At 62.1% G+C, this 25,548-nt stretch carries 25 protein-coding genes; 13 read left to right on the forward strand and 12 right to left on the reverse strand.

What is annotated here, in order from left to right; translation table 11 throughout:
* Nucleotides 1-35 precede the first annotated feature (35 nt).
* From ACP148_RS01690 to ACP148_RS01740, 11 genes are all read right to left on the reverse strand, one after another.
* Nucleotides 36-764, reverse strand: coding sequence for an ABC transporter ATP-binding protein (locus ACP148_RS01690; protein WP_425033061.1), 729 nt, complete (start codon nucleotides 762-764; stop codon nucleotides 36-38).
* The gene (locus ACP148_RS01695) at nucleotides 757-1,515 is read right to left on the reverse strand and encodes an ABC transporter ATP-binding protein (RefSeq protein WP_425033062.1); all 759 of its coding nucleotides are present in this window, start codon (nucleotides 1,513-1,515) and stop codon (nucleotides 757-759) included. Before ACP148_RS01695 ends, ACP148_RS01690 begins: the two co-directional genes overlap by 8 nt.
* Nucleotides 1,512-2,318, reverse strand: coding sequence for a 3-hydroxybutyrate dehydrogenase (locus ACP148_RS01700; RefSeq protein ID WP_425033063.1), 807 nt, complete (start codon nucleotides 2,316-2,318; stop codon nucleotides 1,512-1,514). The genes ACP148_RS01695 and ACP148_RS01700 overlap by 4 nt, the downstream gene beginning before the upstream one ends.
* Nucleotides 2,319-2,494: 176 nt before the next feature.
* Nucleotides 2,495-3,916 (reverse strand): sigma-54 interaction domain-containing protein, encoded by a 1,422-nt coding sequence (locus ACP148_RS01705; RefSeq protein ID WP_425033064.1) that lies wholly within the window; start codon nucleotides 3,914-3,916, stop codon nucleotides 2,495-2,497.
* A 287-nt stretch (nucleotides 3,917-4,203) separates the two neighbouring features.
* Complete coding sequence (locus ACP148_RS01710; protein ID WP_425033065.1) at nucleotides 4,204-4,968, reverse strand: SDR family oxidoreductase; 765 nt, start codon at nucleotides 4,966-4,968, stop codon at nucleotides 4,204-4,206.
* A gap of 180 nt (nucleotides 4,969-5,148) precedes the next feature.
* Entirely contained in the window at nucleotides 5,149-6,930 is a 1,782-nt protein-coding gene (locus ACP148_RS01715) for an IlvD/Edd family dehydratase (RefSeq protein WP_425033066.1), read from the reverse strand.
* The gene (locus ACP148_RS01720; RefSeq protein ID WP_425033067.1) at nucleotides 6,927-7,856 is read right to left on the reverse strand and encodes a DMT family transporter; all 930 of its coding nucleotides are present in this window, start codon (nucleotides 7,854-7,856) and stop codon (nucleotides 6,927-6,929) included. Before ACP148_RS01720 ends, ACP148_RS01715 begins: the two co-directional genes overlap by 4 nt.
* Entirely contained in the window at nucleotides 7,857-9,068 is a 1,212-nt protein-coding gene (locus tag ACP148_RS01725; RefSeq protein WP_425033068.1) for a mandelate racemase/muconate lactonizing enzyme family protein, read from the reverse strand.
* Nucleotides 9,069-9,146: 78 nt separating this feature from the next.
* On the reverse strand, nucleotides 9,147-10,154 hold the full coding sequence (locus ACP148_RS01730; protein ID WP_425033069.1) for a DctP family TRAP transporter solute-binding subunit: 1,008 nt from the start codon (nucleotides 10,152-10,154) through the stop codon (nucleotides 9,147-9,149).
* Nucleotides 10,155-10,191: 37 nt separating this feature from the next.
* Complete coding sequence (locus ACP148_RS01735) at nucleotides 10,192-11,469, reverse strand: TRAP transporter large permease subunit (protein WP_425033070.1); 1,278 nt, start codon at nucleotides 11,467-11,469, stop codon at nucleotides 10,192-10,194.
* Nucleotides 11,466-11,999, reverse strand: coding sequence for a TRAP transporter small permease (locus ACP148_RS01740; protein ID WP_425033616.1), 534 nt, complete (start codon nucleotides 11,997-11,999; stop codon nucleotides 11,466-11,468). The genes ACP148_RS01735 and ACP148_RS01740 overlap by 4 nt, the downstream gene beginning before the upstream one ends.
* A gap of 210 nt (nucleotides 12,000-12,209) precedes the next feature.
* Here ACP148_RS01740 and ACP148_RS01745 point away from each other — a divergent pair, with 210 nt between their 5' ends.
* The 13 genes from ACP148_RS01745 to ACP148_RS01805 all read left to right on the forward strand — a co-directional run bounded on the left by ACP148_RS01745 (nucleotide 12,210) and on the right by ACP148_RS01805 (nucleotide 24,591).
* On the forward strand, nucleotides 12,210-13,241 hold the full coding sequence (locus ACP148_RS01745; RefSeq protein WP_425033071.1) for a LacI family DNA-binding transcriptional regulator: 1,032 nt from the start codon (nucleotides 12,210-12,212) through the stop codon (nucleotides 13,239-13,241).
* A gap of 25 nt (nucleotides 13,242-13,266) precedes the next feature.
* Nucleotides 13,267-14,256: a D-erythronate dehydrogenase gene (gene denD / locus ACP148_RS01750; RefSeq protein ID WP_425033072.1), complete on the forward strand. Its 990-nt coding sequence runs from the start codon at nucleotides 13,267-13,269 to the stop codon at nucleotides 14,254-14,256.
* Complete coding sequence (locus ACP148_RS01755) at nucleotides 14,253-14,999, forward strand: SDR family oxidoreductase (RefSeq protein WP_425033073.1); 747 nt, start codon at nucleotides 14,253-14,255, stop codon at nucleotides 14,997-14,999. The genes denD and ACP148_RS01755 overlap by 4 nt, the downstream gene beginning before the upstream one ends.
* 151 nt (nucleotides 15,000-15,150) lie before the next feature.
* Nucleotides 15,151-16,287 carry a fumarylacetoacetate hydrolase family protein gene (locus ACP148_RS01760; RefSeq protein WP_425033074.1) on the forward strand — a complete coding sequence of 379 codons (1,137 nt, stop codon included), beginning with the start codon at nucleotides 15,151-15,153 and terminating at the stop codon, nucleotides 16,285-16,287.
* A gap of 316 nt (nucleotides 16,288-16,603) precedes the next feature.
* Nucleotides 16,604-17,635: a LacI family DNA-binding transcriptional regulator gene (locus ACP148_RS01765; RefSeq protein ID WP_425033075.1), complete on the forward strand. Its 1,032-nt coding sequence runs from the start codon at nucleotides 16,604-16,606 to the stop codon at nucleotides 17,633-17,635.
* Nucleotides 17,636-17,773: 138 nt separating this feature from the next.
* Nucleotides 17,774-18,493: an amino acid ABC transporter permease gene (locus ACP148_RS01770; RefSeq protein WP_425033076.1), complete on the forward strand. Its 720-nt coding sequence runs from the start codon at nucleotides 17,774-17,776 to the stop codon at nucleotides 18,491-18,493.
* Nucleotides 18,494-18,502: 9 nt separating this feature from the next.
* Nucleotides 18,503-19,159 (forward strand): amino acid ABC transporter permease, encoded by a 657-nt coding sequence (locus ACP148_RS01775; protein ID WP_425033077.1) that lies wholly within the window; start codon nucleotides 18,503-18,505, stop codon nucleotides 19,157-19,159.
* 161 nt (nucleotides 19,160-19,320) lie between these two features.
* On the forward strand, nucleotides 19,321-20,121 hold the full coding sequence (locus ACP148_RS01780; RefSeq protein WP_421950920.1) for a transporter substrate-binding domain-containing protein: 801 nt from the start codon (nucleotides 19,321-19,323) through the stop codon (nucleotides 20,119-20,121).
* Nucleotides 20,122-20,144: 23 nt separating this feature from the next.
* Nucleotides 20,145-20,906 carry an amino acid ABC transporter ATP-binding protein gene (locus ACP148_RS01785; protein WP_421950921.1) on the forward strand — a complete coding sequence of 254 codons (762 nt, stop codon included), beginning with the start codon at nucleotides 20,145-20,147 and terminating at the stop codon, nucleotides 20,904-20,906.
* A 161-nt stretch (nucleotides 20,907-21,067) separates the two neighbouring features.
* Nucleotides 21,068-22,009 (forward strand): 2-hydroxyacid dehydrogenase, encoded by a 942-nt coding sequence (locus tag ACP148_RS01790; protein ID WP_421950922.1) that lies wholly within the window; start codon nucleotides 21,068-21,070, stop codon nucleotides 22,007-22,009.
* Nucleotides 22,010-22,070: 61 nt separating this feature from the next.
* Nucleotides 22,071-22,832 (forward strand): SDR family NAD(P)-dependent oxidoreductase, encoded by a 762-nt coding sequence (locus ACP148_RS01795; RefSeq protein WP_421950923.1) that lies wholly within the window; start codon nucleotides 22,071-22,073, stop codon nucleotides 22,830-22,832.
* A 10-nt stretch (nucleotides 22,833-22,842) separates the two neighbouring features.
* On the forward strand, nucleotides 22,843-23,574 hold the full coding sequence (locus ACP148_RS01800) for an SDR family oxidoreductase (RefSeq protein ID WP_421950924.1): 732 nt from the start codon (nucleotides 22,843-22,845) through the stop codon (nucleotides 23,572-23,574).
* A gap of 165 nt (nucleotides 23,575-23,739) precedes the next feature.
* Nucleotides 23,740-24,591, forward strand: coding sequence for a fumarylacetoacetate hydrolase family protein (locus ACP148_RS01805; RefSeq protein ID WP_421950925.1), 852 nt, complete (start codon nucleotides 23,740-23,742; stop codon nucleotides 24,589-24,591).
* 27 nt (nucleotides 24,592-24,618) lie between these two features.
* On the opposite strand, the gene ACP148_RS01810 is transcribed toward ACP148_RS01805, so the two are convergent.
* Nucleotides 24,619-25,380, reverse strand: a complete 762-nt coding sequence (locus ACP148_RS01810; protein WP_421950926.1) for a FadR/GntR family transcriptional regulator — start codon at nucleotides 25,378-25,380, stop codon at nucleotides 24,619-24,621.
* Between the last annotated feature and the right edge of the window lie 168 nt (nucleotides 25,381-25,548).

A 25,548-nucleotide genomic window follows, 5' to 3' on the forward strand; every position in this document is an offset into this window, starting at 1 on the left:
TGGCCGGACGCTTGTTGGAGCGCTCCGGAGTGGTTTTACACGCCCAGATAGGCGTGCAGTTTTTCGGTGTTGGCGCCGAGCTCTCCATTGGGGATCATGTCGATCACCCGGCCCTGCTCGACGACGTAGTGGCGGTCGGCCACCGAGGCGGCGAAGTGAAAGTTCTGCTCCACCAGAACGATCGTGTAGCCCTCCGATTTGAGCCGCGAGATGGTGCGGCCGATCTGCTGGACGATGACCGGGGCAAGGCCCTCGGTCGGCTCGTCGAGCAGCAGCATCTTGGCGCCGGTGCGCAGGATGCGGCCGATGGCCAGCATCTGCTGTTCGCCGCCAGATAGCTTGGTGCCCTGGCTGTTGAGGCGTTCCTTGAGGTTGGGGAACATCTCAAAGATCGTATCGAGCGCCATGCCGCCGGGTTTGACCACGGGGGGCAGCATCAGGTTTTCATCGACCGAGAGGGACGAAAAGATAGCCCGCTCCTCGGGGCAGAGCGCGATGCCCGCCTTGGCGATGGTGCGCGAAGGGGCGCCGATCAACTCCTTGCCTTCGAACCGGATCGAGCCCTTGCGCTTGCCCAGAATGCCCATGATCGCCTTGAGCGTTGTGGTCTTGCCGGCGCCGTTACGGCCCAAAAGCGTCACGACCTCTCCGGGGGCAACGTCGAATTCGATGCCGTGCAGGACATGGCTTTCGCCATACCAGCCTTCGAGGTCGCGCACCGCCAGAAGCGGGGCGGATGCGCTGAGCGGTTGGGCGCTACTCATGGCCGACTCCGATATAGGCTTCGATGACCCGTGGGTCTTTCGAGACGGTCTCATAGGGGCCCTCGGCCAGAACCTGCCCTCGCGCCAGGACAGTTATGGTGTCGGACAGATCGGCAACCACCGAGAGGTTATGCTCGACCATCAGCGTGGTGCGATTGGCCGAAATGCGTTTGATGAGGGCCGAGATGCGCTCGACGTCCTGCTGGGCCATGCCGGCCATGGGTTCGTCGAGCAGCAGCATTTGCGGTTCGAGAGCGAGGGTCGTTGCAATCTCGAGGGCCCGCTTGCGGCCATAGGATAGTTCGTCGGCGGTTTGATCGGCAAAGCCGCTCAAACCGACTTCATCGATGCGGTGGCGAGCTTCCTCGTCGAACTGATTGAGCACTGTCTGGCTGCGCCAGAAATCGAAGCTGTCGCCCCGCCGGCGCTGGAGAGCCACGCGAACATTTTCGAGCACCGTGAGTTTGGGAAACACCGCCGAAATCTGGAACGAGCGCACCATGCCCATCCGCGCGATGTCGGAGGATTGTATCGTGGTGATGTCCCTTCCGTCGAAGGTTATGGTTCCGGCGGTGGGCTGGAGGAACTTGGTCAGCAGGTTAAAGCAGGTGGTCTTGCCGGCGCCGTTGGGGCCGATCAGGGCATGGATCGAGCCGCGCCGGACGCTGAGATCGACGTCCTTGACGGCAAAAAAGCCTGCGAACTGCTTGGTCATGCCGTTGGCCTTGAGGATGATGTCGTCTTGGCTCATTTGGCTGTCCACCCCCCGTCGATCGAAATTGCAGCGCCGGTGATCGAGCGGGCAATATCGGCGCTCAGATACAGCGCCAGTTCGGCGATTTCCTCGGGCTGGACGAATTGCCGTGTGGGTTGGGGCGCGAGCATGACGTTGCGCACCACATCGCTCTCACTCATCTTGTGGACCCGCGCCTGATCGGCGACCTGCGTTGCAACCAGAGGTGTCCAGACGTAGCCCGGACAGATGGCATTTACTGTAACCCCGTATTCGGCGGCCTCAAGCGCCACGGTCCTAGTCAGTCCCACAACCGCATGCTTGGTCGCGACATAGGCCGATTTGTAGGGCGAGGCGCGCAGGCCGTGCGCGGAAGCGATATTGATGATCCTGCCCCAGCGATTGGATTTCATGGCCGGCAGGGCGGCGCGGATCGTATGAAATGCGCTGTCGAGACTGATGGCGATGACCCGGTCCCATTCATCGGGCGGCAAATCCTCGATAGCGGCAATGCGCTGTATGCCCGCGTTGTTGACAAGCACATCGATCTGTCCGAAGCGCTCGATCACCCGGTTGGCCAGGGCGTGGCTCTGGGCGCTGTCGGCCAGGTCGGCGTGCTCGTAATGGGGGGCGATAGCGGCATTGGCGCCGAGTTCGGACATGATTTTTTGGGCGGCATCGGGCTTTTCGAGGCCGTGGACGACGACCTGACACCCTGCCTCGACAAAGCGCCGGGCGATGGCAAAGCCGATCCCGCTTGTCGCGCCGCTAATCAGTACGGTTTTTCCCGCAACGCCAGTTGTCACTCTGTCTCCACCCATTCTTGCCGCGCGGTTTTTGTTGTCGCGCTTGTTGGAGACAGTGTTTCAAGATGCGTGCCAAGTCCGGATTGCGGGCTTAAGGCGCGGGTTTGCGGGCCTTTGGGTTGGTATGCATTGGGTGGCAAGGGGTCAGGTGTCCGGAAGTCCGGTCAGAGCATTCCGAAAAAACGGACAGATCAGTTGCTTAAATCGTAGCGCTTGAGCTTTTCGTAGAACTGGCTGCGGGAGACACCGAGCAGTTGCGCGGCGCGCGTCCTGCTGCCATCGGCGCGGCGCAGGGCATCGAGAATGGCCTCGCGTTCGGCGCGGGCGCGAGCATGGGCAAGATCGGCGTGATCGGTGCCGGCGGTGGACCCAAGGTGCAGCCCGGCTTTCCGGCGCGGCATGGCCTTTGCGATCACAGTCTCGTCCAGCACCTCGCTGGGTGCGATTGCCGCGGCGCGCTCGAGCACGTTGCGCAGTTCGCGCACATTGCCGGGCCAGTCGTAGCCCGAGAGCAGGGCGACAGCGTCGGGCTCGATGATCCAGCCGCGCATGTCGGTGGCGCGCGGGATGTCCTCGAGCAGGCGTTCGCAGATCATGGCGATATCGCCGATCCTGTCGCGCAGCGGCGGCACGTTTATGGTCAGCACGGCGATGCGGTAATAAAGGTCGGCGCGGAAAGTCCGGGTCTCCATCAGCGTTTCGAGATCCTGGGAGGTGGCGGCAATGATGCGCACGTCGATTTTCCTCAGTGCGTTGGAGCCGAGGGCCTCGATCTCGCCTTCCTGCAGCACGCGCAGGAATTTGGCCTGGATGGAGAGCGGCATGTCGCCGATCTCGTCGAGAAACAGCGTGCCGCCATGGGCCAATTCGAACTTTCCGGGGCGGGGTTTTTTGTCGGCGCCGGTATAGGCGCCGGGCGATACGCCGAAAAATTCCGATTCCAGCAGGGCTTCGGGGATGGCGGCCATATTGACGGCGACGAAGGGGCCCTCGGCCCGGTCGGACGCCTGATGGATGGCGTGAGCCAGCAATTCCTTGCCGGTTCCCGTCTCCCCCAGAATGAGGGCGGGGCCATCGCGCAGGGCAAAGCGGCGAATCTGGGATTTGAGTTCGGTCACCACCTCGCTGACGCCCACGAAATTGGACAGGGAGTATTTGGTCTGGCGCTCGCGGCTCAAGGCGGCCTGGGCGCGCGAAAGCTGCTTTTGCAGCGTTTCGACCTTTTTGAGAATCGGCTGGAGGTAATCGACATTGTCGTAGAACACAAAGCCGATGGCGCCCTGGACGCTTTCGGTTTCGTCCTTGAGCGGGATGCGGCAGACCACGAGCTGGCGGTCGCCGATCTTCATGATGTCGAGCAAATTGGGACGCCCGGTTTCGACGACCTTGCGCAATTGGGAATTGGGAAGGATGTCTTCGACCGGCAGGCCGAGGGGCTCGAAATCATCGGCCATCTTCAAGAGCCGGCGATAGCGGCCATCGAGCCAGGTTATCCGGGCCTGACTGTCCACCATGATGGCGCCTTCGAAATATTCGCGCAAAAGATTGAAAGCGCCCATCGCCTCCTTGACGAGGGCGGGGGGTGTCATGCCGACTGGATCGCGATTGGCCATAGGGTCCTCCCTGGCCTGTGAGCCTATGCGTGCAATCGCGCGCCCGCAACCGCGATGCGTCGGCGGCTTTGTCCATGCGCTGGCCATACGGCGCGCCGTCGATTTTTTGCTCTCCACAACGGTGGCTACAAGGCTCGGAGCCTTATAGCATTTCAGCGCTTCTTTGAATCGCTCCAGCTGCCCCTAAGTCTTTGTTTTGTCGCGCTTCCGAACCGGATAGGTGCTAGCCACTTATTCTGGAAGCGCTCCAGCGTATGGTGGGTGCCTATCGGGGGCGGTGGCTGGGTTCAGACCGAAATGGTGAGGCCGCCATCGACATAGAGCGTGTGGCCGTTGACAAAGCTCGCCGCATCCGAGGCGAGGAAGATTGCGGCGCCCTTGAGTTCGTCGAGATTGCCCCAGCGGCCGGCCGGCGTGCGGGCCTCGAGCCAGGCTGTGAATTTTTCGTCCTCGATCAGGGCTTTGTTGAGCGGGGTCTTGAAATAGCCCGGCGCGATGGCGTTGACCTGGAGGCCCTTTGCGGCCCAGTCGGTGGCCATGCCGCGGGTGAGGTTGCGCACGGCGCCCTTGGCGGCCGTATAGGGGGTGACCGAGGCACGGGCCAGTTCCGACATCGCCGAGGCGATGTTGATGATCCGGCCATGGCCGCGCCCGAGCATGAAGCGGGCGACGGACTGGGCGACATAGAACACCGAATTGAGATTGGTTTTCATCAATTCGTCCCATTTGTCGTGGGGGAAATCCTCGAGCGGGGCGCGGTGCTGCATGCCGGCGTTGTTGATGAGGATATCGAGGGGGCCGATTTCGGATTCGATTTTGGTGATGGCGGCCTGGACGGCATCGGGGTCGGTGACGTCGAAGGGGGCGATATGGGCGTCGTGGCCCTGGGCATTGAGGGTTTGGGCGACGGTTTGAAGCTTTTGCGGGTTGCGGCCGTTGAGGATTACGCGGGCGCCGTGTTGGGCAAGTCCCTCGGCAAGGGCATAGCCGATGCCCTGGGAGGAGCCGGTGACGAGAGCGGTTTTTCCGGTGAGGTCGAAAAGGTTTGTCATGGGGCGCTCCTGTGGGTTGGCAAAGTAAAGGGAAGGCCCCCTCACCCGTCGCTTCGCGCCGACCTCTCCCCCCAAGGGAGAGGTAAGAATGCCGCAAGCGATTAGCTTCATCTCTCCCCTGGGGGGAGAGGTCGGTTGGCGTAGCCAGACGGGTGAGGGGGGCTGGCCAAAAATTCTCGACTAGTGATTGTCCCTCGGCAGTCCCTTGGATTGAGCGATGCGCTGGTAGGTGACGGCGGGCTTGAGCACGGCGCCATCGCCGAGCTGGTCGACCATCGAGCGCTGGATTTCCTGCCAGGGGGTCTGGTGGTCGGGGAAGGGGTAGCCGCCCCTTGCATCGAGTTCGGCGCGGCGGCGGGCCAGTTCGTCATCGCTGACCAGCATGTTGGCGGTGCCGGTGTTGAGATCGATGCGGACGCGGTCGCCGGTCTGGATGAGGGCCAGTCCGCCGCCGGCGGCAGCTTCGGGGGAGGCGTTGAGGATCGAAGGGGAGCCCGACGTTCCCGACTGGCGCCCATCGCCGATGCAGGGGAGGGCGTGGATACCGCGCTTGATGAGGTAGGAGGGCGGGCGCATGTTGACGACCTCGGCGGCGCCCGGATAGCCGATGGGACCGGCGCCGCGCATGAACAGCAGGGTGAATTCGTCGATCTCGAGCGCCGGGTCGTCGATGCGGTGGTGATAATCCTCGGGGCCGTCGAAGACCACGGCCTTGCCCTCGAAGGCTTCGGGGTCATCGGGGTTGCAGAGATAGCGCTGGCGGAACTCGGGCGAGATGACCGAGGTTTTCATGATGGCGTTGTCGAACAGATTGCCCGAAAGGACGATAAAGCCCGCGTCCTCGGTCAGGGGCGTTTCGAACGGGCGGATGACGTCGGGGTCGAGGATGGGGGTGGCGCGGCAATTTTCGCCGATGGTCTGGCCGTTGGCGGTGGGGGCGTTCTCAAGGATCAGGCCCTTTTTCATCAACTCGTTGACGACGGCGGGGACGCCGCCTGCGCGGTGGAAATCCTCGCCCAGATATTCGCCGGCCGGCTGGAGATTGACCAGCAGAGGGATGTGATGGCCATGGGCCTGCCAGTCCCTGATGGAGAGATCGACGCCGATATGGCGGGCGATGGCGTTGATGTGGACCGGCGCGTTGGTCGAGCCGCCGATGGCCGAATTGACGGCGATGGCGTTGAGGAAGTTGTCGCGGGTCAGGATATCGGAGGGTTTTAGGTCCTCATGGACCATGTCGACGATGCGCTTGCCGGTGCGCCAGGCGATCGCGGCGCGGTCCTTGTGCGGCGCAGGGATGGCGGCCGAACCGGGAAGCTGCATGCCGAGCGCTTCGGCGAGCGAATTCATGGTGGTTGCCGTGCCCATTGTGTTGCAATAGCCCACCGACGGCGCCGAGGAGGCGACCAGTTCTATAAATTCCTCATAGCCGATCTCGCCAGCCGCCATCATTTCGCGGGCCTTCCAGATGATGGTGCCCGAGCCGGTGCGTTCGCCCTTGAACCAGCCATTGAGCATGGGGCCGACCGACAGCGCGATGGCGGGAATATCGACGGTGGCGGCGCCCATGAGCATGGCGGGGGTGGTCTTGTCGCAGCCGATGGTGAGGACGACGCCATCGAGCGGGTAGCCATAGAGCACTTCGACGAGGCCGAGATAGGCGAGGTTGCGGTCAAGGCCCGCGGTGGGGCGTTTTCCGGTTTCCTGGATCGGGTGAACGGGAAACTCGAAAGCGATGCCGCCGGCCTCGCGGATGCCCTCGCGCACGCGCTGGGCAAGGACCATGTGATGGCGGTTGCAGGGGGAAAGGTCCGAGCCGGTCTGGGCGATGCCGATGATGGGCTTGCCGGACTGGAGCTCTTCGCGGGTGATCCCGTAATTCATGTAGCGCTCGAGATAGAGCGCTGTCATGTCGGGATTGTCGGGGTTGTTGAACCAGGCGCGGGAGCGCAGCTTTTTCATAGGGTTTCTCCAGTTCCGCTTGTGGACGGCGCGGGGGAGGTCGCGCGCTTGGTTCTTTGTTCGCGGAGGTAGATGATGAAGCTCGAGGTGATGATGATGGCAGCGCCGATCAGCGTGAGGGGGCGCGGCAGATCGCCGAAGAGCAAATAGCCCAAAATAATGGCCCAGGGCAGGAGGGTATATTGCAGCGGGGCGACGGCAGCGGCATCGGCAAGCTTGACGGCGCGGTTGACGCAAATGTGGGCAAGCATGGCGACCACACCCAGCGTACCGAGCAACAGGAAATCAGTCGCTGTGGGCGTGACCCAGCCGAAGGGCGTGAGGATGAGGCCGGCGACAAGCGCGCCGGTGATCTGGAAGAAGACCAGCGTCTTGTCGGGCGTGCCGCGCAAGGTGCGGCCGGTGATGACCATCAGGGCGAAGGCCAGCGTGCCGACTACGGAAACGAGGATGGCGAGGGGATTGATTTCGCCCGAGGGAGTGAGGGCGACGAGGACGCCGACGAACCCAAGGCCGATGGCGGCCCAGCGGATGGGGCCGACTTTTTCCTTGAGGAGAAAGGGCGACATGGCGGCGACATAGATGGGCGCGGCGAGCCAATAGGTCATGACGTCGGCCAGCGGCAGGAAATAGACGGCCCAGTAAAAGCAGAACACTTCGGCGGTGGAGAACACAACGCGGGCAAATTGCAGGCCGGGGCGTTCGACCGAGAGGATGGGCTTGAGGCCCGATTTCCAGAGGAAGGGTAACAGGATGACAAGGGCGACGGCGGAGCGCAGCAAAAGGACCTGGCCGACCGAATAGGTGGCAACCAGCCATTTGCCCATGGCATCGTTCAATGAAAACAGGAACATGGCGAGCAGCATGATGAGCACGCCCATGCGGGCGGGTGACATGGGTGTGGCCGTCGCCCTGAAGTTGCTCATCTAGAATTCTCCATCGGCATTGAAACGCCTGTGAACCGCGTCGGGCCGGGCAAACAGTTCGGGTAGAAGTTCGATGCCCAGACCGGGCGCATCGGGCAGGGTAATCTGGCCGTTCCTGACGCGTGGCAGGGCGTCAACGACCTCCGCATACCAGCCGGTATAAAGGGCGCGCACCGATTCCTGGATCAGCGCGTTGCGGGCGTGGAGCGAAAACTGGCAGGAGGCCATGAACACAACCGGGCCGGTGCAATCGTGGGGGGCGACGGGGATTTGCCGGGCTTCGGCCAGAGCGGCGATCTTACGCGCTTCGGAAAGACCCCCGCACCAGGACAGATCGAGCATGGCAATTCCCGCAACGCCGGTCGCGAGATAGTCTTGGAAAGCGTGGGGATAGGCCAGGGTCTCTGACGCACAGATCATGGCATCGGTGTGGGGGGCATAGGCCTTGAGGGTATCGAGGCTGTCCATGCGCACCGGGTCCTCGTGCCAGTAGGTATCGTAGGGTTTGAGCGCCCGCGCGATGCGCTGGGCGGCGGGCAGGCGCCAGAGGGAATGGAACTCGACCATTATGTCGATTTTGTCGCCGACGGCTTTTCTGATCTTTTCAAACGGTTCGAGAGCGGTTTTCAGTTCTGCCGCGGAAATGTCGAGGCCGTGGGTGCGTTCGGCGGCGATATCGAAGGGCCAGATCTTCATGGCTGTGATGCCCTCGTCGAGCAGCGAGAGGGCCAGTTCGTCGGCACGGTTCAGAAAGGCGTCGAGGTCTTCATACGGTCCGGCGGGGGATTGATCGAGGCCCCAATTGTCGACCGACTGGGCGCGGTTGTCGCGGATGTAGGAATAGCCCGCGCAGGTGTTGTAGGTGCGGATGGTGTCGCGGGATTTGCCGCCGAGCGCGACCGAGACGGGGACGCCGAGGGCCTTGCCGAAAATATCCCACAGCGCGATGTCGACGGCGGAATTGCCGCGGGTTTCGACCCCGGCGCCCCGCCAGCCGAGATAGCCAATGAGATCGCGATTGATCGCCTCGATCTGTAGCGGATCGCGGCCGATGAGCTTGGGGGCGACGGTTTCGTGGATATGGGCCTCGACGGCGGCGGCGCCGAGGAAGGTTTCGCCAAGGCCGGTTATCCCCTCGTCGGTGCGGATGAGAACCCAGATTACATTGCCGAACTGGCCAAGGCGCAGGGTTTCGACGGCGGTGATCTTCATGGCGGTGTCCGCAAGTGGGGTGTGAAAAGGGCGGGGCCTCAGGAGCGGCCCCGCCCAAAAACGTCGGGAGGGCGACGCTTACTGGCCGCGAATGGCGGCGAGCTCGGTGTTGACGCGTTCGATCACCTCGGAGCCGATCGAATCTGCGCTGCGCTCGTAAACCCCGGCGACCGCCTCACGGATCTCGCCCATGGCTTCATCGGAGATGTCGTTGACTTCGATGCCGGCATCGATGATGCGCTGAAGCGATTCATCGGAGAGAGCGCGGCTGGCCGAACGCTGTGCGTCGCGGCCTACGATGGCGCAATCAACAAGGATCTGCTGCTCTTCTTGGGAATAGGTATCAAAGATCGGCTTGGAAAACAGAACCATGAACGGGGTATAGGCGTGACGGGTGTTGGAGACATAATCCTGCACTTCATAGAAGCGCGAGGTGTCGATCGTCACATAGGGATTTTCCTGGGCGTCGATGGCGCCGGTTTCGAGCGCTGTGAACACTTCACCGAACGCCATGGGCGTTGCGTTGGTGCCAAGGGTCTGGAACGTGTCGAGGAAGATGTTGTTCTGCATGACGCGAACGCGCATGCCCTCGAAATCGGCAAGCTCTTCCACCGGGCGAACCGAGTTGGACAGGTTACGGAAGCCGTTCTCCCAAAACGCGAGATTGACCAGGTTGTGCTGGGGCATCATGTCGGCCATGTAGGTGCCGAATTCGCCGTCGAGCAGGGCGTCGGCTTCCTGTTCGCTGGACAAAAGGAAGGGCAGATCGAACACACCGAGGGCCGGTTCGATGGCGACCAGTGGCGAGGTCGAGGAAATGACCATTTCAAGCGTGCCCGACCGCAGGGACTGGGCCGATTGCAGATCGTCGCCGAGCGAGGATGACCAGAACGCATTGATGGTCCATGCGCCGCCAGTAGCTTCATCGATGCACTGGGTCATGGCGTCCACACCGTCGCCGACCGGGTGATCCTCGGCAACGCCATTGGCGATGCGGATTGTCCGATCGGAAATCTGGGCGCTGGCCGGCAGGGCCACGCTCATGGCCAGCGCTACGGCCAGCGAAGTCGTGATGATGGTTTTCATATTAAGAACTCCTCCATTGGTTTTTGTGAAATCGGGATCAGCGCAGCCAACCGAGCGGCGTGAGCACGATTTCGGGGAACATAACGAGCAGAGCCAGCACGATGACCTGGGAGAGGATGAACGGCAGAACGCCGTACACCACCTTGCCCATTGGCACGCGCGAGACACCGCTGACCACGTTGAGCACGACGCCAACCGGCGGGGTGATCAACGAGATGCAGGTGGTCATCACAAAGATGATGCCGAAATAGATGGGATCGATCTCGGCCGCCCGGATCATGGGCATGAGCACGGGGGCAAAGATCAGGATGGTCGGGGCCAGATCGAGCACCATGCCAACGACAAGCAGCAGCAGGACGATGCACAGCATCAGGAGCTTTGGATTGTCGATGAAGGGCTGGACCAGGCCGACAAGCTGATTGGGAATGTTGGCCGAGGTGATGAGCCAGGAGGTGACCAGCGCGGCGGCGACCAGGAACATCACGATCGAGGTGGTCTTGGCGGCATTTACGAACACCCGGTAAAGGCTGGCCCAGGTCAGCTCGCGATAAACCACGCCGCCGACAAAAAGCGCGTATACCGCAGCGGTCACCGCCGCCTCGGTCGGGGTGAAGACACCGAACCGGATGCCGGCCAGAATGATGACGGGCATGAACAGCGCCCAGACGGCAGCGCCGGCAGCCTTGAAGCGTTCCTTGCCCGAGCTTTTGGGCAGGGCTTCGACCTTTTCGGTGCGGGCGACGAAGGCCCACATGGCGGCCAGCGCGAGCGCCATCATCAGACCCGGCACGATGCCGCCCAAAAACAGGCCGGTGATCGAGACGTTGGCGGCGACGCCGAAGATGATGTAGGCGAGCGAAGGGGGAATGACGGGCGCGACGATGCCGCCAGATGCCATCAGCCCGGCGGCGCGGGGGACGTTATAGCCCGCATCGCGCATCATGGGCACCAAAATGGCGGCAAGCGCGGCAGAATCGGCGGCAGCCGAGCCCGACATCGACGCCATGATGACGGCGGCCATGACGGCCACAAAGCCCAGCCCGCCCCTGATGTGCCCCACGCAGGTGACGGCGAAATGCACGATGCGGCGCGACAGCCCGCCCGCATTCATCAATTCGCCGGCCAGAAGGAAAAAGGGGATGGCCAGAAGGGTGAAGGTGTTTGCCCCGGTGATCATCTGCTGGGCAATGATCTGGGTGTTGAAGATGCCCATATAGGACATCAGAACGATGCCGGTGGTTAAAAGTGCGAAGGCGACCGGCAGGCCGATGGCCAAAGTGCCGAACAGCGAACCGAGAAAGACCAGAATAATCATATGGCGCGGTCCACTTTCTGGTTTTCCTCATACTCGCCGGCAAAGCGGGCGATATCGGCTTCGGTGACGCGGCCGGTAACGATCTCGAAGATGCGGAACAGCGCGATCAGCCCGATGCCCAGGGAGGTGAAATAGCCGATGCCATAGACCCAGATCATCGACATGCCGACAACCGCGGCTGTCATCGAGGCGTTGATGGGGTGCTGGACCCAGGTGCCGTGGAAAAATACCACGGCCGTCATCAGGATGATGATGTTGGTGATGAGCATGCAGGCAACGCGACCCCGGCGGCCGAACAGCCTGACGATGGTTTCGACCCCGATGTGGCCATGATCCCTGAAGGCCAGGACCGCACCGATGAAGGTGAGCCAGACAAAGAAATAGCGGCTCATTTCCTCCGAAAAGGTCAGGCCGCTGTTAAAGCCATAGCGCAGGACGACGTTGGTCGCGACCATGACGACCATGCCCAGCAAGAGCGCGGCCAAGACGAACTCGATCACCCTGACGATGATTTCGATGGCCCTAGTCATGAGCGGGGTGTCCCGGCCATGCCCGGAATTGCGCATTGCGCATGTTCAGGTCTCCTCCCATAGCGCGCTTGATGCAAAGGCGCTGTCATCGCACCGGCAGGGTGGCAGTTTTTGGTGCCGTTCGCGAGCCGTCTGGACAGAGGCATAAATGATAGCGTATGTCATTGTCAACGACGTGCCGCAGTGCAATGAGCGCGTTGGAGGGAGATAGTGGGTAAAAAAGACAATATTTATAAGGCAGTAACACTTAAAGATGTTGCCGTTGCTGCCGATGTCAGCGTTATCACTGTTTCGCGGGCGCTGCGCACGCCCGATATCGTTTCGGACAAGGTGCTCGAACGCGTTCAACAGGCCGTGGATGCGCTTGGCTACGCGCCAAACCAGGCGGCGCGAGCGCTAGCTTCGGCCACCACATCGACCATCGGGGTGCTGATTCCGTCGGTGACCAATCTGGTTTTTTCCGACGTGATGCGCGGAATTTATGACGCGGTTGAAGGTACGCCCTATCAGGTGCAGCTGGGCAATACGCGCTACACCAACCGCAAGGAAGAAGAGCTGCTGCGGGTTTTCGCGGCGCAGCGGCCGGCTGGACTCATCGTTTCGGGGATCGACCAGTCGCAGACGGCGCGGGCGCTGCTTGAAAGCTTTGGCTGCCCGGTGGTCCAGATCATGGATATCGGGCCTGAGCCGATCGACATGATGATCGGGTTCGATCATCGCGAGGGCGGGCGGGCAGCGGTGCGGCACCTGATTGAGAACGGATACCGCCGCATCGGGTTTATCGGCGCGCGCATGGACCCGCGGGCGCAGAGGCGGCTCGATGGCTACAGTGAAGTGCTGCATGCCGAAGGGCTTTACGACGAGCGGCTGATCCTGACCTCGCCGCAGGCGTCATCGGTGACGCGCGGGGGCGAAATGTTTTCAGATTTCCTCGGCATGGCGCCCGATGCGGACGCTGTGTTCTGCAACAATGACGACATGGCGCTTGGCGCGCTGTTTGAGTGCCAGAGGCGCCATATCCGCGTGCCGGGCCAGTTCGGGATCATGGGGTACAACGACCTCGATTATACAGCCGCCAGCAATCCCACCATCTCATCGATCCGCACTCTGCGCTACGATATGGGCTATCGCGCCATCGAGATGATCATCGCCGCCTCCAAGGGCGAGCGCCCCGACCCGGCCGTTGTCGATGTGGGCTATGAACTCAAGGCCCGTCAAAGCACGAGCCGAAAACAAGCGTGATGCCCAGGGAGGGCAAGTTCAGACTATGAATATCGTGATTATCGGAGCCGCCGGCATGGTCGGGCGCAAGCTCACGGGTGCGTTGGTCGCATCGGGAACATTGGCCGGCAAAAAGATCGACGGGCTCACGCTGGTCGATGTGATCGAACCCGAAATGCCGCAGGCGGCAGACATCAACATTAGCACGCGGGCGGTCGATATTGCCGATCCGAGCGTGGCCGCAATGCTGATTGCCGGGCGGCCCGATGTGATCTTTCACCTTGCCGCCATTGTTTCGGGGGAGGCCGAGCTCGATTTCGAAAAGGGCTATGCCATCAATCTCGACGGCACGCGGTATCTTTTCGAGGCGATCCGGCAGGCGGGAAAGAGCGCCCCCTATTGCCCGCGTTTTGTCTTTACCTCGTCGATTGCCGTGTTCGGTGCGCCGTTTCCCGAAAAGATCGGGGACGAATTTTTCCAGACGCCGCGCACCAGCTATGGAACGCAGAAGGCGATCGGGGAATTGCTGCTGGCCGACTATTCGCGGCGCGGGTTTCTCGACGGGGTGGGCATTCGTCTGCCGACCATCTGCATCCGTCCGGGCAAGCCCAACAAGGCGGCTTCGGGGTTCTTCTCGTCCATCCTGCGCGAACCTCTGGCGGGGCTCGAGGCGGTGTTGCCGGTCAGTGAGGACGCGCGCCACTGGCACGCCAGCCCGCGCGCGGCGGTGGGGTTTTTAATCCATGCCGCTGAGATGGATACGGCGGTGCTCGGGGCGCGGCGCAGTCTGAACATGCCGGGGCTTTCGGCAACGGTGGGTGAGCAGATCGCGGCGCTGCGGCGGGTGGCCGGGGACGAGGCGGTGGCCCTGATCCGGCGCAAACCCGATCCGATGGTGGCCGAAATGGTCGATGGCTGGGCCAAGGATTTCGACGCGTCGCGGGCGACCTCGCTGGGGTTTAAGGCCGAAGCCTCGTTCGACGAGATCATCGCGATCCATATCGAGGACGAGTTGGGCGGAGACCTGAAGAAATGAAAATTGCAATCGTGACCGGCGGCGGAACCGGGGTGGGCAAGGCAATTGCCAAGTCGCTTTACGCCGACGGGTTTGCGCTGGCGTTGTTGGGGCGTCGGCTGGAGGTGCTCGAAGCCACGGCTGCCGAAATCGATGCGAGCGGCAAACGGGTTCTGGCGGTGTCGGTCGATATCGGCGATCGGGCAGCGGTCGGGGCGGCGTTCGAGACGGTGATCGGGCGCTGGGGCCGGCTCGATGTGTTGGTCAACAACGCGGGGATGAACGCGCCTTCGGTGGCGCTTGAAGATGTTTCGGCAGCGCAGTGGGACGAGGTTGTCGCGGCCAATTTGTCGGGGGCGTTTTTCTGCACGCAATTTGCGTTCCGCCAGTTCAAGGCGCAGAGCCCGCAGGGTGGGCGGATCATCAACAACGGGTCGATTTCGGCCACGACGCCGCGACCGCAATCGGCGCCCTATGCGGCGACCAAGCACGCGATTTCCGGGCTCACCAAGGCTTCGGCGCTTGACGGGCGGGCTTTCAACATTGCGGTGGGGCAGATCGATATCGGCAATGCGTCCACGGACATGACGACGCGGATGTCGTCGGGGGTGTTGCAGGCCGATGGATCAATGGCGGTCGAGCCGACCATCGATGCGAGCCATATCGCAAAAGCGGTGAGCTATATGGCGGGGCTGCCGCTGGAGGCCAATACGCTCAATATGACGGTGATGGCGACGCAGATGCCCTATGTTGGAAGGGGATAGTGACGCCACTGGCTCAGAAAGGCCCCCTCACCCCAGCCCTCTCCCCCAAGGGAGAGGGGGCAGGCCGGGGATCGGGCTGGCTGAGGGTCATAATGCAACCGGTCGATTCTTTACGAAATCGGGCGAGTGGTGGTTTTAGAAAGAGGCAAAGATGGACGGATCAGAGATTTTCAACCAGGGCGTATTTCTGGGCCGGGTGCGGCTGGCGGAGGGTGGGCATCCGCGCATCGTGACGGTGCGGGATGGGCAGGTGGTCGATATTACCGCCAAGGCCGCGCCGACGGTGCGGGACATCTGCGAGATGGACGATCCGGCGGGATATGTGAGAAGCGCTGCGGGTGAGGCAATCGCCGATATCGATGCGCTGATCGCAGGCAGGGCCGATGGGGTGACGCTGCTTTCGCCGGTCGATCTGCAGGCGGTCAAGGCGTCGGGGGTGACGTTCGTTGTCAGCCTGCTCGAGCGGGTGATCGAAGAACAGGCCAAGGGCGACGCGGGGCGGGCGGATGCGCTGCGCGGGGAAATTCTTGCGCTGATCGGGGAGGATTTGTCGCAACTGGTGCCGGGGTCGGATGCGGCCATGGCGGTCAAGGCAAAGCTTGTCGAAAAGGGCGTGTGGAGCCAGTATCTCGAAGTGGGGATTGGGCCGGACGCGGAAATCTTCACCAAATGCCAGCCGATGGCCAGTGTCGGGCATGGGGCCGATGTGGGTCTGCATCCGATTTCGACATGGAACAATCCCGAGCCGGAAGTGGCGCTGATCGTTTCGTCGAGGGGCGCAATCGTCGGGGCGACGCTGGGCAACGACGTCAATCTGCGCGATGTCGAAGGGCGCTCGGCGTTGCTTTTGGGCAAGGCCAAGGACAATAACGCTTCGGCGGCATTGGGGCCGTTCATCAGGCTGTTCGATGGCGGTTTTTCGCTCGACAGCGTCAGGCAGATGGAGATCGCGCTCGAGGTGGCCGGCGAAGACGGGTTCAGGCTCAGCGGGCATTCGTCGATGAGCCAGATTTCGCGGACACCGGAATCGCTGGTGGCGGCGGCGCTGGGGACCCATCACCAATATCCCGACGGGCTGGCGCTCTATCTGGGGACGATGTTCGCGCCGGTGCAGGACCGCGACGGGGCCGGCAAGGGTTTTACCCACAAGCTGGGGGATGTGGTGACGATTTCGACGCCGATGCTGGGGACGCTGGTCAATACGGTTCGGCTGTCCACCGAGTGCGCGCCCTGGACGTATGGACCAAGGGCGCTGATGAGCGATCTGGCAGCGGCGGGGTTGCTGTAGGTCTCAGCGCCGCGGTGGGTCCGGGAACTGGACATCGGGTTCAGGGCTCGGTGGCGTGCCGGGGACGTCGTTTTCGGGTTCCCTGGGTGGTGGCGGTGTGACCGGCCGACCGGGACGTGGATGGGGTTGCGGTGGCGGCGTGTCGCCGAGAGGCGGACGGGGGTTCTGGTCGTCTGGCATGGCTGTCTCCTGGTCTGTGCTGGAGCAATGGCCCGAACGGCAAGCGGTTCCCTTTTTGATACCGGCGGTTGCCAATTGCCGCCGCACTTGTCATCTTGCTCTTTAGATCGATCTAACAACTCAGGATCGGGGGAGGATGATGGGCGAAAAGCCGGCGCGCAAGCCGCGTCCCACGCTTATGGACGTAGCCCGCAAGGCGGGGGTGTCGCGGGCTACCGCGTCGCTGGTGGTGCGCAAGAGCCCGCTGGTGGGGGCCGAAACGCGGGCCAGCGTCGAAGCGGCGATGGCCGAGATCGGCTATGTCTATAATCTGGGGGCTGCCGGAATGCGCGCGGCGCGCAGCCGTACGATCGGAGTGATTATCCCCAACCTTTCCAATCCGTTTTTCGGCGTGTTGCTGGCGGGGATCGACCAGGTGGTCGACGGGGCGGGGCTTGCGACCTTTATCGCCCATTCGGCGGAATCGGCGGCCAAGCAGGACGGGTTCGTCACACGGATGCGCGAGCATGGTGTGGACGGGCTGATTGTCTGCCCGGCTGCGGGAACCGGGCCCAATTTTGTCGAAAGGCTGACCGATTGGGGCATGCCGGTGGTCGAGGCGCTTCGGACGGTGGGGCGCGGCGCCGTCGATTATGTCGGGATGGACCAGAGCGGGGGCATGGATGGCGCGGTGGCGCGGCTGGTGGAACTGAGCCATTCGCGGATCGGGTTCGTGACGGCAAATCTCGACCATTCGGCCCATGACGAAAGGCTTGCCGCGTTTCGGACGGCGACACAGCGGCACGGGGTCAAAGCTGCAATCGAGATCGAAATCGACCCCACCCATGGGGAGGCCATGGCGCTGGCGCGGCGAATGGCGGGGACGGCGAACGCGCCGACCGCCTGGATCTGCCACAACGACGTCATCGGGCTGGGCATGCATCGGGGGTTTTCCGATTGCGGGCTGATGCCGGGGCGGGAGGTGTCGCTGATCGGATTCGACAACGTGGCTGAAACCGACCTTGTGCGGCCGGGACTGGCCTCGGTTGCGACCGAGCCGATCGAGATCGGAGTGCTGGCGGCGCAATTGCTGTTGCGGCGGATCGAGACCCCCGAGGCGGCGATGGAAATCCGCAGGGTCCCGTCCCATTTCGTCGAACGCGGATCGGTCGGGTCCCGGGTCGAGTAACCGGGGTTCATCGGCGGGGTTGACTCGGGATCGTTAAGGATTTTAGATCGATCTAAATTGAAGAAGGCCGGAGCGTCATCCGTTTCCCGGGGGATCGGAACCATCGCTTGAGGACTTAATCTGCAATGCTGGCGGCCCATGATCGGGCTTTTTGCATGCGGGCATTGCGGCGGGAGGAGTGAGCGCGTGAACTATCAGTTCAATTTCGCGCCGGTGATCAACAATTTCGACCAGTTGATCTATGGCGCGCTCATCACGATACAGCTCAGCTTCGGCGCTATCCTGATCGGGACGCTGATCGCGGTCCCGTGCGCTGCCGCCAAGACTGCGGGCATCAAGCCGCTGGCGTGGCTGGTCAACATCTATATCGAGGTGATCCGCAACACCCCGTTCCTGGTCCAGATATTTTTTATCTATTTCTCACTTCCCGCGCTGGGAATCCGGTTCGACCCCAATACGGCGGCGCTGGTGGCGCTGTCGGTCAATGTGGGCGCCTATGCCACCGAAATCGTGCGGGCGGGGATTGAATCGATCAATCGCGGACAGGTGGAAGCGGGCAAGGCGCTGGGGCTCAAGGGGCACCAGATTTTCCGCTATATCATCCTCAAACCAGCGATCCGGACTATCTATCCGGCGCTGACCAGCCAGTTCATCTATCTGATGCTGACCTCGTCTGTTGTCTCGGCGATTTCGGCGACCGACCTTGCGGCGGCGGGCAACAACATCCAGTCGGCGACCTTTGCGGCCTTCGAGGTCTATCTGGTCATAACAGTGATGTATTTCATCCTGTCGCTGGGCTTTTCAGGGCTGTTTTCGGCCATCGGGCGGACAGCGTTCCGCTATCCGCTGGCGCGGTAGGGGACGTCCATGTTCAGAACCTTCGGCCCCAATGAATTCTGGTACATCGTTCTGGCGGTGCAGTGGACGCTGCTGCTCTCGGCGGTGGCGTTTGCCGGCGGCGCGGTGGGCGGGATCGCCATAGCGCTGGGGCGGGTGTCGCCCATCACGCCGCTGCGGTATTTCGCGCTGGCGTTCATCCGGGTGTTTCAGGGCACCCCGTTGCTCATGCAGCTGTTCCTCGTATTTTTCGGGCTCAACATTTTCGGGGTGGGGATCAACCCCTGGGTGGCTGCTGCCGTGGCGCTGACGCTGCATGCCAGCGCCTATCTGGGCGAAATCTGGCGCGGGTGCATCGAAGCGGTGCCGCAGGGCCAGAGCGAAGCGAGCTGGGCGCTGGGTCTGGGCTATCGCGACCGCATGACCCATATCGTTTTGCCGCAGGCGGCCAAGATTTCCGTGGCGCCGACAGTGGGGTTCCTGGTGCAACTGATCAAGGGCACGTCGCTCGCCTCGATCATCGGGTTCGTGGAGCTGACACGGGCCGGCCAGATCATCAACAACGCAACATTCCAACCGCTGACCGTGTTTTCTCTGGTCGCGGCGCTCTATTTCATCTTGTGCTGGCCGCTTTCTTTGTGGGCCAGACACCTGGAGGGGCGATTTGCAATCGCAACCGCGCGTTAGGTGAGGGTGGCCTGCAAATGGCAGTGTTCTGAGCTTCCGGTGCTCACGTACCAAATGTACGCTCCGCTCCGGTTCTCGAAAACCGCCACTTTCGGCTCACGCTGACCTAACTGCCCACATACGCTAGACCACGATGAAATTTAACCAAGGGAGAGAGTAGCATGACACTGAACAAAAAACTGATCGGGCTGGGGGCGGCCGCGGCGCTGGCCGCCGGGCTGGTGGCTGGGCCGGTTGCGGCCCAGACGCCGAGCGAAATTCAGGAGCGCGGCACGGTCAATATCGGGCTGCTCGTCGATTTTCCGCCGTTTGGCATTCTCGATGAAGCGGGCAATCCCGATGGTTATGACGCCGATGTGGCGCGGCTGCTGGCCGAGGACATGGGGGTCGAACTCAACCTCGTGCCGGTGACGGGCCCCAACCGCATTCCCTATCTGGTTTCCAACCAGGTCGATATTCTGGTCGCCTCGCTGGGGATCACGCCCGAGCGCGCCGAGCAGGTCGATTTTTCCGATCCTTACGCCGGCATCGAAATCTTCGTGTTCGGCGATGCCAATCTCGAAGTCGGTGGGCCCGAAGGGCTTTCGGGGCAGAACATCGCGGTGGCCCGGGCTTCGACGCAGGACACCTCGATCACCGAGATCGCGCCGGCCGATGCCAATATCCAGCGGTTCGACGACGACGCCAGTGCCGTGCAGGCGCTGCTTTCGGGCCAGACCCCGCTGATGGGGGCATCGAACGTCGTGATTTCCCAGATCAACGCCATGGCGCCGGACCGATTCGACACCAAGTTCTCGCTGCGCCAGCAGAGCCAGGCGATTGCCGTGCGTCCGGGAAGCGACGAATTGCTCGCCTATATCAACGACTTTCTGGGGCGCGTGAAAGAGGACGGCAGCCTTAACGGCCTGCATGAAGAATGGGTTGGCGGTCCGCTGCCCGAGTTCGTCATCTCCGGGCAGTAACAGATCGCGCGAAAGGACACGCCATGACCAACAATGCTGAGCACAGGGCCGGCAATGCCGCCGTCGAAATGGTCGGCGTCGAGAAATGGTATGGCTCCTTTCATGCGCTCAATTCCATCGACCTGACGGTCGCACGCGGCGAAAAGATCGTCGTGTGCGGCCCCTCGGGGTCGGGGAAATCGACGCTCATCCGCTGCATCAATCAGCTCGAGAGCGTGCAGAAGGGCACCATCACCGTCGACGGAATCGAACTGACGGCGGGCGCCAGGAACGTCGAGGCGGTGCGCCGCGACGTTGGAATGGTGTTCCAGCAGTTCAACCTGTTTCCGCACATGACGGTGCTGGAAAACTGCATGCTGGCACCCAGAAAGGTGCGGGGCGTCAGCATGGATGAGGCGCAAGCCACGGCGCGCAAATATCTCGAACGGGTGCGCATTCCCGAGCAGGCGGAGAAATATCCGGCCCAGCTGTCGGGCGGCCAGCAACAGCGTGTTGCGATTGCCCGGGCCCTGTGCATGAACCCGAAAATCATGCTGTTCGACGAGCCGACCTCGGCGCTCGACCCGGAAATGGTCAACGAGGTGCTCGACACGATGATCGATCTGGCGCGCGAGGGGATGACCATGCTGGTGGTCACCCACGAGATGGGCTTTGCGCGCAAGGTTGCCGACCGGGTTATCTTCATGGACAAGGGTGAGATTGTCGAGGTGGGCGAGCCCGAGAGCTTCTTTTCCAATCCGCAGAATGAGCGGACCAAGACCTTCCTTGGACAGATTTCGCACTAGGGGCGCCATATCCAGGTGAGGATGGGCTGCAAACAGCGATGTTCTGCGCTTCCGGTTCTCACGTACCTTTAGTACGCTCCGGTCCGGTTCTCGACCATCACCATTTTCGCCTGGTCCTGACCTGGATCTGGCACCCCTAGACCAAATTAAAGAGGTACCTCGTGGCCGAACCTGTCCTGACATTCGATACGATGATCGAGCCGATCGGTTCGGACCTGGCGGAGCGCTATGAGCTGATTCCGGCGGACGACCCCAAGGCAATGGAGCGGCTTTCCGAGTTCCGCGTGGCGATGACCAATGGCGGGCTGGGGATGGAAAGGGCGTGGATCGAAAAGCTGCCGAACCTGGAATTGATCGCGGTCAACGGGGTGGGCACCGACAGGATCGATCTCGATCTTTGCGCGTCGCGATCCATCCATGTAGCGACAACGCTGGGGGTTTTGACCGACGACGTGGCCGATATGGCCATGGGGCTGGTGATCGCCGCGATGCGCGAGTTCGGACAGGGGCAGGCTTTCGTTCGGTCGGGGGACTGGGCGCTGGGCAAGAAGATGGGGCTGGCGCGGGCGCTCAAGGGTAAAAAGTTCGGCATTGTCGGGCTGGGGGCGATCGGGAAAGCGATCGGGGAACGGGCAGAGGCCTTCAAGTTCGATGTCGGGTTCTGGAACCGCTCGGAAAAATCGGTCGATGGCTGGACCGCTTTCGATACGCCTGTGGCGTTAGCGCAATGGGCCGATGTGCTGGTTATCGCAGTGGCGGCAACGGGTGAAACGCAAGGGATGATCGACAAAGAGGTCATTGACGCTGTGGGGCGCGACGGCTTCGTGGTCAATATCGCCCGAGGGAGCGTGATCAATGAAGGCGCGTTGCTCGATGCGTTGGAAGCGAAGGCCATCGCGGGGGCGGGGCTCGATGTGTTTTTGAACGAGCCGCAGATCGATGCGCGGTTTTTGGCGCTCGATAATGTTTTTCTCATCCCCCATCAGGGCAGCGCGACTGTCGAGACGCGCACCGGGATGGCGCAGACGGTCAAGGACAATATCGACGCCTTCTTTGCCGGCAAGGTGCCGCCGACCTCGATCACGGCGAGCCGATTTGGCTGATCGGCCTTGAGCGAACCACTTTAAGCGATAAGGTGGCGAGCGGGCGGAGGGGAGGCCGGCGATGGGCGATCATTTCGGATCGATGGACGGGAAGCGCGTGCTCTATACGGGCGCGGCGGGCGGATTGGGCCTGCCCACGACGCTGAAACTGCTCGAGGCGGGCGCGCAGGTCGTCGTTCTGGACAATGACGCGAAAAAGATCGCGCAACTGGAGGCGGCGGCCGATGGGGCGGCGGGGCTCAAGGTCGTCGAATGCGATCTTTCCGACCTGGAGGGGTTGCGCGCAACGCTCGATGGGCTGATCGCAAAGCATGGCGGGTTCGATGTCGTCATCAACAATGCGGCGATCTATCCTTCAAAGCCGTTCGAGGATTTCACACTCGAAGAGATGCAACTGGTGCACAGGATCAATGTGGAGGCGGCGCTGGTCTGCGTTATGGCCGCGCTGCCATCCATGAAGGCCAAGGGATGGGGACGGATCATCAATGTTTCCTCTATCACCGTTGCGGGTGCGTGGGACAATCTGGTGCCCTATGTGCAATCGAAAGCCGCGCTGATCGGGCTGGCCCGGGGCTGGGCGCGCGAGTTCGGCGTGTACGGGATTACCGTCAATGCGATTGCGCCCGGGGCGTTTCCGACCGATGCGGAGGCGATCCATCCGGACCGGGTGGCTTATGAGAAACGCATCATCGACAGCCAGGCGGTCAAGCGGCGGGGACATCCGGACGACATCGCCAATGCGCTGATGTTTCTGGCCTCGGACGCTTCGGGGTTCATTACGGGCCAGACCATCAATGTCGATGGCGGCTGGATCATGAAATAGAGAGGGCAATATGGCCGATATTTCGGGCAAGACCTGCCTCATAACAGCGGCGGCGCAGGGGATCGGGCGGGCTTCGGCGCTGGCCTTCGCCGCGGCGGGTGCGCGGGTTTTTGCCACTGACATAAATGAGGCGCTTCTGCGCGAACTCGATGACGTCGAGGGAATCGAGACGCGGGTGCTCGACGTGCTCTCGACCGAGGCTGTCGAGGCGCTGGTTTTAGAAATCGGCGTTATCGATATCCTGTTCAATTGCGCCGGGATCGTGCATGGCGGCACGGTGCTCGAGGCCAGCGAAGACGACATCGATTTTGCGCTCGAGCTTAATTTCAAGGCGCAGGCGCGCACCATAAGGGCCGTGCTGCCGGGGATGATCGCGCGCGGGGGCGGGGCGATCATCAATATGAGTTCGGTGGCCTCCTCGGTGACAGGCGTGCCCAACCGGTTCGCCTATACAGCGTCCAAGGCGGCGGTGATCGGGCTGACCAAATCGGTGGCTGCCGATTTCGTGGGGCAGGGCATTCGCTGCAACGCGATTGCGCCGGGGACTGTGGACAGCCCGTCGCTTCAGGAGCGGTTGCGGGCAACTGGCGACTATGAAGCGGCGCGGGCGGCGTTCGAGGCGCGCCAGCCGGTGGGGCGATTGGGAACGCCGCAGGAGATTGCCGATCTGGCCGTTTATCTGGCGGGCGCGACCTATACCACGGGACAGATCTACGCCATCGACGGAGGCTGGACCACTTAGCCATGCCGTAGCGCGGTGATAGAGGGCTGCGAACGGTAATTTGCTGCGCTTCCGGTCCTCACGTACTTTGAGTACGCTCCGGTTCTCGCAAATCACCGTTCTCGCGCCACCCTCGCCGGACTACGACACGCCTAAGCACCAACAACTCGGACAGGAAAAAAGACTATGAAGCTCATGCGCATTGGGGCCAAGGGGGCCGAGAGGCCGGCGGTTTTGCATTCGGACGGGACGATACGGGATTTGAGCGGGATCGTTGACGATATCGCGGGAGAGGTGCTGACGCCCGAGGGGCTGGAAACGTTTGCCGGGGCCGATCTTTCGGGGCTGCCGGAACTGGACAAGAACCAGCGGATCGGGCCGTGCGTGGGGCGGGTTGGCAAGTTCATCTGTGTGGGGCTCAATTATGCCGACCATGCCGCCGAAAGTGGATTGGACGTGCCCAGGGAGCCTGTGCTGTTCATGAAGGCGACCAGTGCGATCTGCGGGCCCAATGACGACGTCATCATTCCGAAAAATTCGACCCAGACCGATTGGGAAGTCGAGCTTGGCGTGGTGATCGGCAGGGAAGCGCGTTATGTGGACGAGGCCGATGCGCTTGAGCATGTGGCAGGGTATTGCGTGGTCAACGATGTGTCCGAGCGCGAATTCCAGACCAAACGGTCAGGGCAATGGGTCAAGGGCAAATCGGCAGATACGTTCGGGCCGATCGGGCCGTGGCTGGTGACCAAAGACGAGATTGCCGATCCACAGAACCTTGGAATGTGGCTCGAAGTCGACGGGCATCGCTACCAGAACGGGTCAACGAAAACGATGGTGTTCGGGGTGGCGCGTGTGGTGAGCTATATCTCCCAATTCATGAGCCTGCAGCCGGGCGACATCATTACCACCGGCACGCCGCCGGGCGTGGGCATGGGCATCAAGCCAGAGCCGGTGTACCTCAAACCTGGCCAGACCATGCGGCTGGGGATTGAGGGCTTGGGCGAGCAGACCCAGAAGACCGTGGCCTGGCAGGGCTGAGCTTGAGGGAGAGGGTGGGGCGTCGTTCTATTTGGTGCCCTGTCCCCCATCGCGTTCGCCGGCGGCTTTTTCGATGGCGACGCTGAGATATTGGGCGCTGTTTTCGATGTGGGCGCGGATCAGGGATTTAGCGCGCTCGACATCGCCTGAACGGATCCGGTTATAGATATCGGCGTGCTCGGAATAGGCCGCTTCGTAGGATTTGGTGGGCACGCGGGAGGTGACGCGGATCACTTCGGTCACCAGCCCATGCAGATTGTTGTAGATGATCGAGAGTACGGTGTTGCCGGCGGCATCGACCAGAGCCTGGTGGAAGGCGGCGTCGGCGGCAGTGAAGCGGGCGAAATCCTCGGCATCGCCGGCGGCCCTCAGGTCGTCGAGGGCATTTTCAACCTTTGAAAGATCGGCATTTTTTTCGGCCATCAGCAGATCGAGCACGTCGCTTTCGATCATCCGGCGTACCACCATCAATTCGGTGAGATAGCGCGGATTGGTGGCCAGCAACTGGCGGACCGTTACTGCCAGTGTCTCCAAAAACTCGCCCACATCGGCCCGGACCACCGTCGTGCGTTCGCCATGGCGGCGGCGCACGAGGCCCTTTGTCTCCAGAATCTGCACGGCCTCGCGGACCGAACGGGTCGAGACGCCGAACTCGCGGGCTAAATCGCTTTCCGAGGGCAGCTTTTCGCCGACCGGCAATTCGCCGGCCAGAATGCGCTCTTCCACCGCACTGGCTATGGTGGAGTGCAATTTGTCGCGGGTCTGAACCGAGCCGGTTGTGGATGTCATAGGGCGTCCTAGCATGCGGGCTCAAATCAAGGGCACCCGCGAACTCAAATTAGTTATGTCATAAGTCCTGTCAAGGCGCGAGGTCAAGTGTTGACATATGACTTATGACATGAGATGACGCCGGGGCTGGCTGTAATCGCTTTGTGCTGCAAAAGCCAGTCTGTGAGC

This window comes from Pelagibacterium sp. (assembly GCF_965249125.1).
Lineage (GTDB): Bacteria > Pseudomonadota > Alphaproteobacteria > Rhizobiales > Devosiaceae > Pelagibacterium.

What these genes read in the sequence shown, in the direction of transcription:
- ACP148_RS01810 (WP_421950926.1), bottom strand. Translation starts at nt 25,380, where the DNA reads ATGACATCCACAACCGGCTCGGTTCAGACCCGCGACAAATTGCACTCC.
- ACP148_RS01720 (WP_425033067.1), bottom strand. Translation starts at nt 7,856, where the DNA reads ATGAGCAACTTCAGGGCGACGGCCACACCCATGTCACCCGCCCGCATG.
- ACP148_RS01695 (WP_425033062.1), bottom strand. Translation starts at nt 1,515, where the DNA reads ATGAGCCAAGACGACATCATCCTCAAGGCCAACGGCATGACCAAGCAG.
- ACP148_RS01730 (WP_425033069.1), bottom strand. Translation starts at nt 10,154, where the DNA reads ATGAAAACCATCATCACGACTTCGCTGGCCGTAGCGCTGGCCATGAGC.
- ACP148_RS01755 (WP_425033073.1), top strand. Translation starts at nt 14,253, where the DNA reads ATGAAAATTGCAATCGTGACCGGCGGCGGAACCGGGGTGGGCAAGGCA.
- denD (WP_425033072.1), top strand. Translation starts at nt 13,267, where the DNA reads ATGAATATCGTGATTATCGGAGCCGCCGGCATGGTCGGGCGCAAGCTC.
- ACP148_RS01760 (WP_425033074.1), top strand. Translation starts at nt 15,151, where the DNA reads ATGGACGGATCAGAGATTTTCAACCAGGGCGTATTTCTGGGCCGGGTG.
- ACP148_RS01775 (WP_425033077.1), top strand. Translation starts at nt 18,503, where the DNA reads ATGTTCAGAACCTTCGGCCCCAATGAATTCTGGTACATCGTTCTGGCG.
- ACP148_RS01770 (WP_425033076.1), top strand. Translation starts at nt 17,774, where the DNA reads ATGATCGGGCTTTTTGCATGCGGGCATTGCGGCGGGAGGAGTGAGCGC.
- ACP148_RS01780 (WP_421950920.1), top strand. Translation starts at nt 19,321, where the DNA reads ATGACACTGAACAAAAAACTGATCGGGCTGGGGGCGGCCGCGGCGCTG.
- ACP148_RS01715 (WP_425033066.1), bottom strand. Translation starts at nt 6,930, where the DNA reads ATGAAAAAGCTGCGCTCCCGCGCCTGGTTCAACAACCCCGACAATCCC.
- ACP148_RS01800 (WP_421950924.1), top strand. Translation starts at nt 22,843, where the DNA reads ATGGCCGATATTTCGGGCAAGACCTGCCTCATAACAGCGGCGGCGCAG.
- ACP148_RS01735 (WP_425033070.1), bottom strand. Translation starts at nt 11,469, where the DNA reads ATGATTATTCTGGTCTTTCTCGGTTCGCTGTTCGGCACTTTGGCCATC.
- ACP148_RS01805 (WP_421950925.1), top strand. Translation starts at nt 23,740, where the DNA reads ATGAAGCTCATGCGCATTGGGGCCAAGGGGGCCGAGAGGCCGGCGGTT.
- ACP148_RS01765 (WP_425033075.1), top strand. Translation starts at nt 16,604, where the DNA reads ATGATGGGCGAAAAGCCGGCGCGCAAGCCGCGTCCCACGCTTATGGAC.
- ACP148_RS01705 (WP_425033064.1), bottom strand. Translation starts at nt 3,916, where the DNA reads ATGGCCAATCGCGATCCAGTCGGCATGACACCCCCCGCCCTCGTCAAG.
- ACP148_RS01700 (WP_425033063.1), bottom strand. Translation starts at nt 2,318, where the DNA reads ATGGGTGGAGACAGAGTGACAACTGGCGTTGCGGGAAAAACCGTACTG.
- ACP148_RS01740 (WP_425033616.1), bottom strand. Translation starts at nt 11,999, where the DNA reads ATGACTAGGGCCATCGAAATCATCGTCAGGGTGATCGAGTTCGTCTTG.
- ACP148_RS01725 (WP_425033068.1), bottom strand. Translation starts at nt 9,068, where the DNA reads ATGAAGATCACCGCCGTCGAAACCCTGCGCCTTGGCCAGTTCGGCAAT.
- ACP148_RS01710 (WP_425033065.1), bottom strand. Translation starts at nt 4,968, where the DNA reads ATGACAAACCTTTTCGACCTCACCGGAAAAACCGCTCTCGTCACCGGC.
- ACP148_RS01785 (WP_421950921.1), top strand. Translation starts at nt 20,145, where the DNA reads ATGACCAACAATGCTGAGCACAGGGCCGGCAATGCCGCCGTCGAAATG.
- ACP148_RS01690 (WP_425033061.1), bottom strand. Translation starts at nt 764, where the DNA reads ATGAGTAGCGCCCAACCGCTCAGCGCATCCGCCCCGCTTCTGGCGGTG.
- ACP148_RS01795 (WP_421950923.1), top strand. Translation starts at nt 22,071, where the DNA reads ATGGGCGATCATTTCGGATCGATGGACGGGAAGCGCGTGCTCTATACG.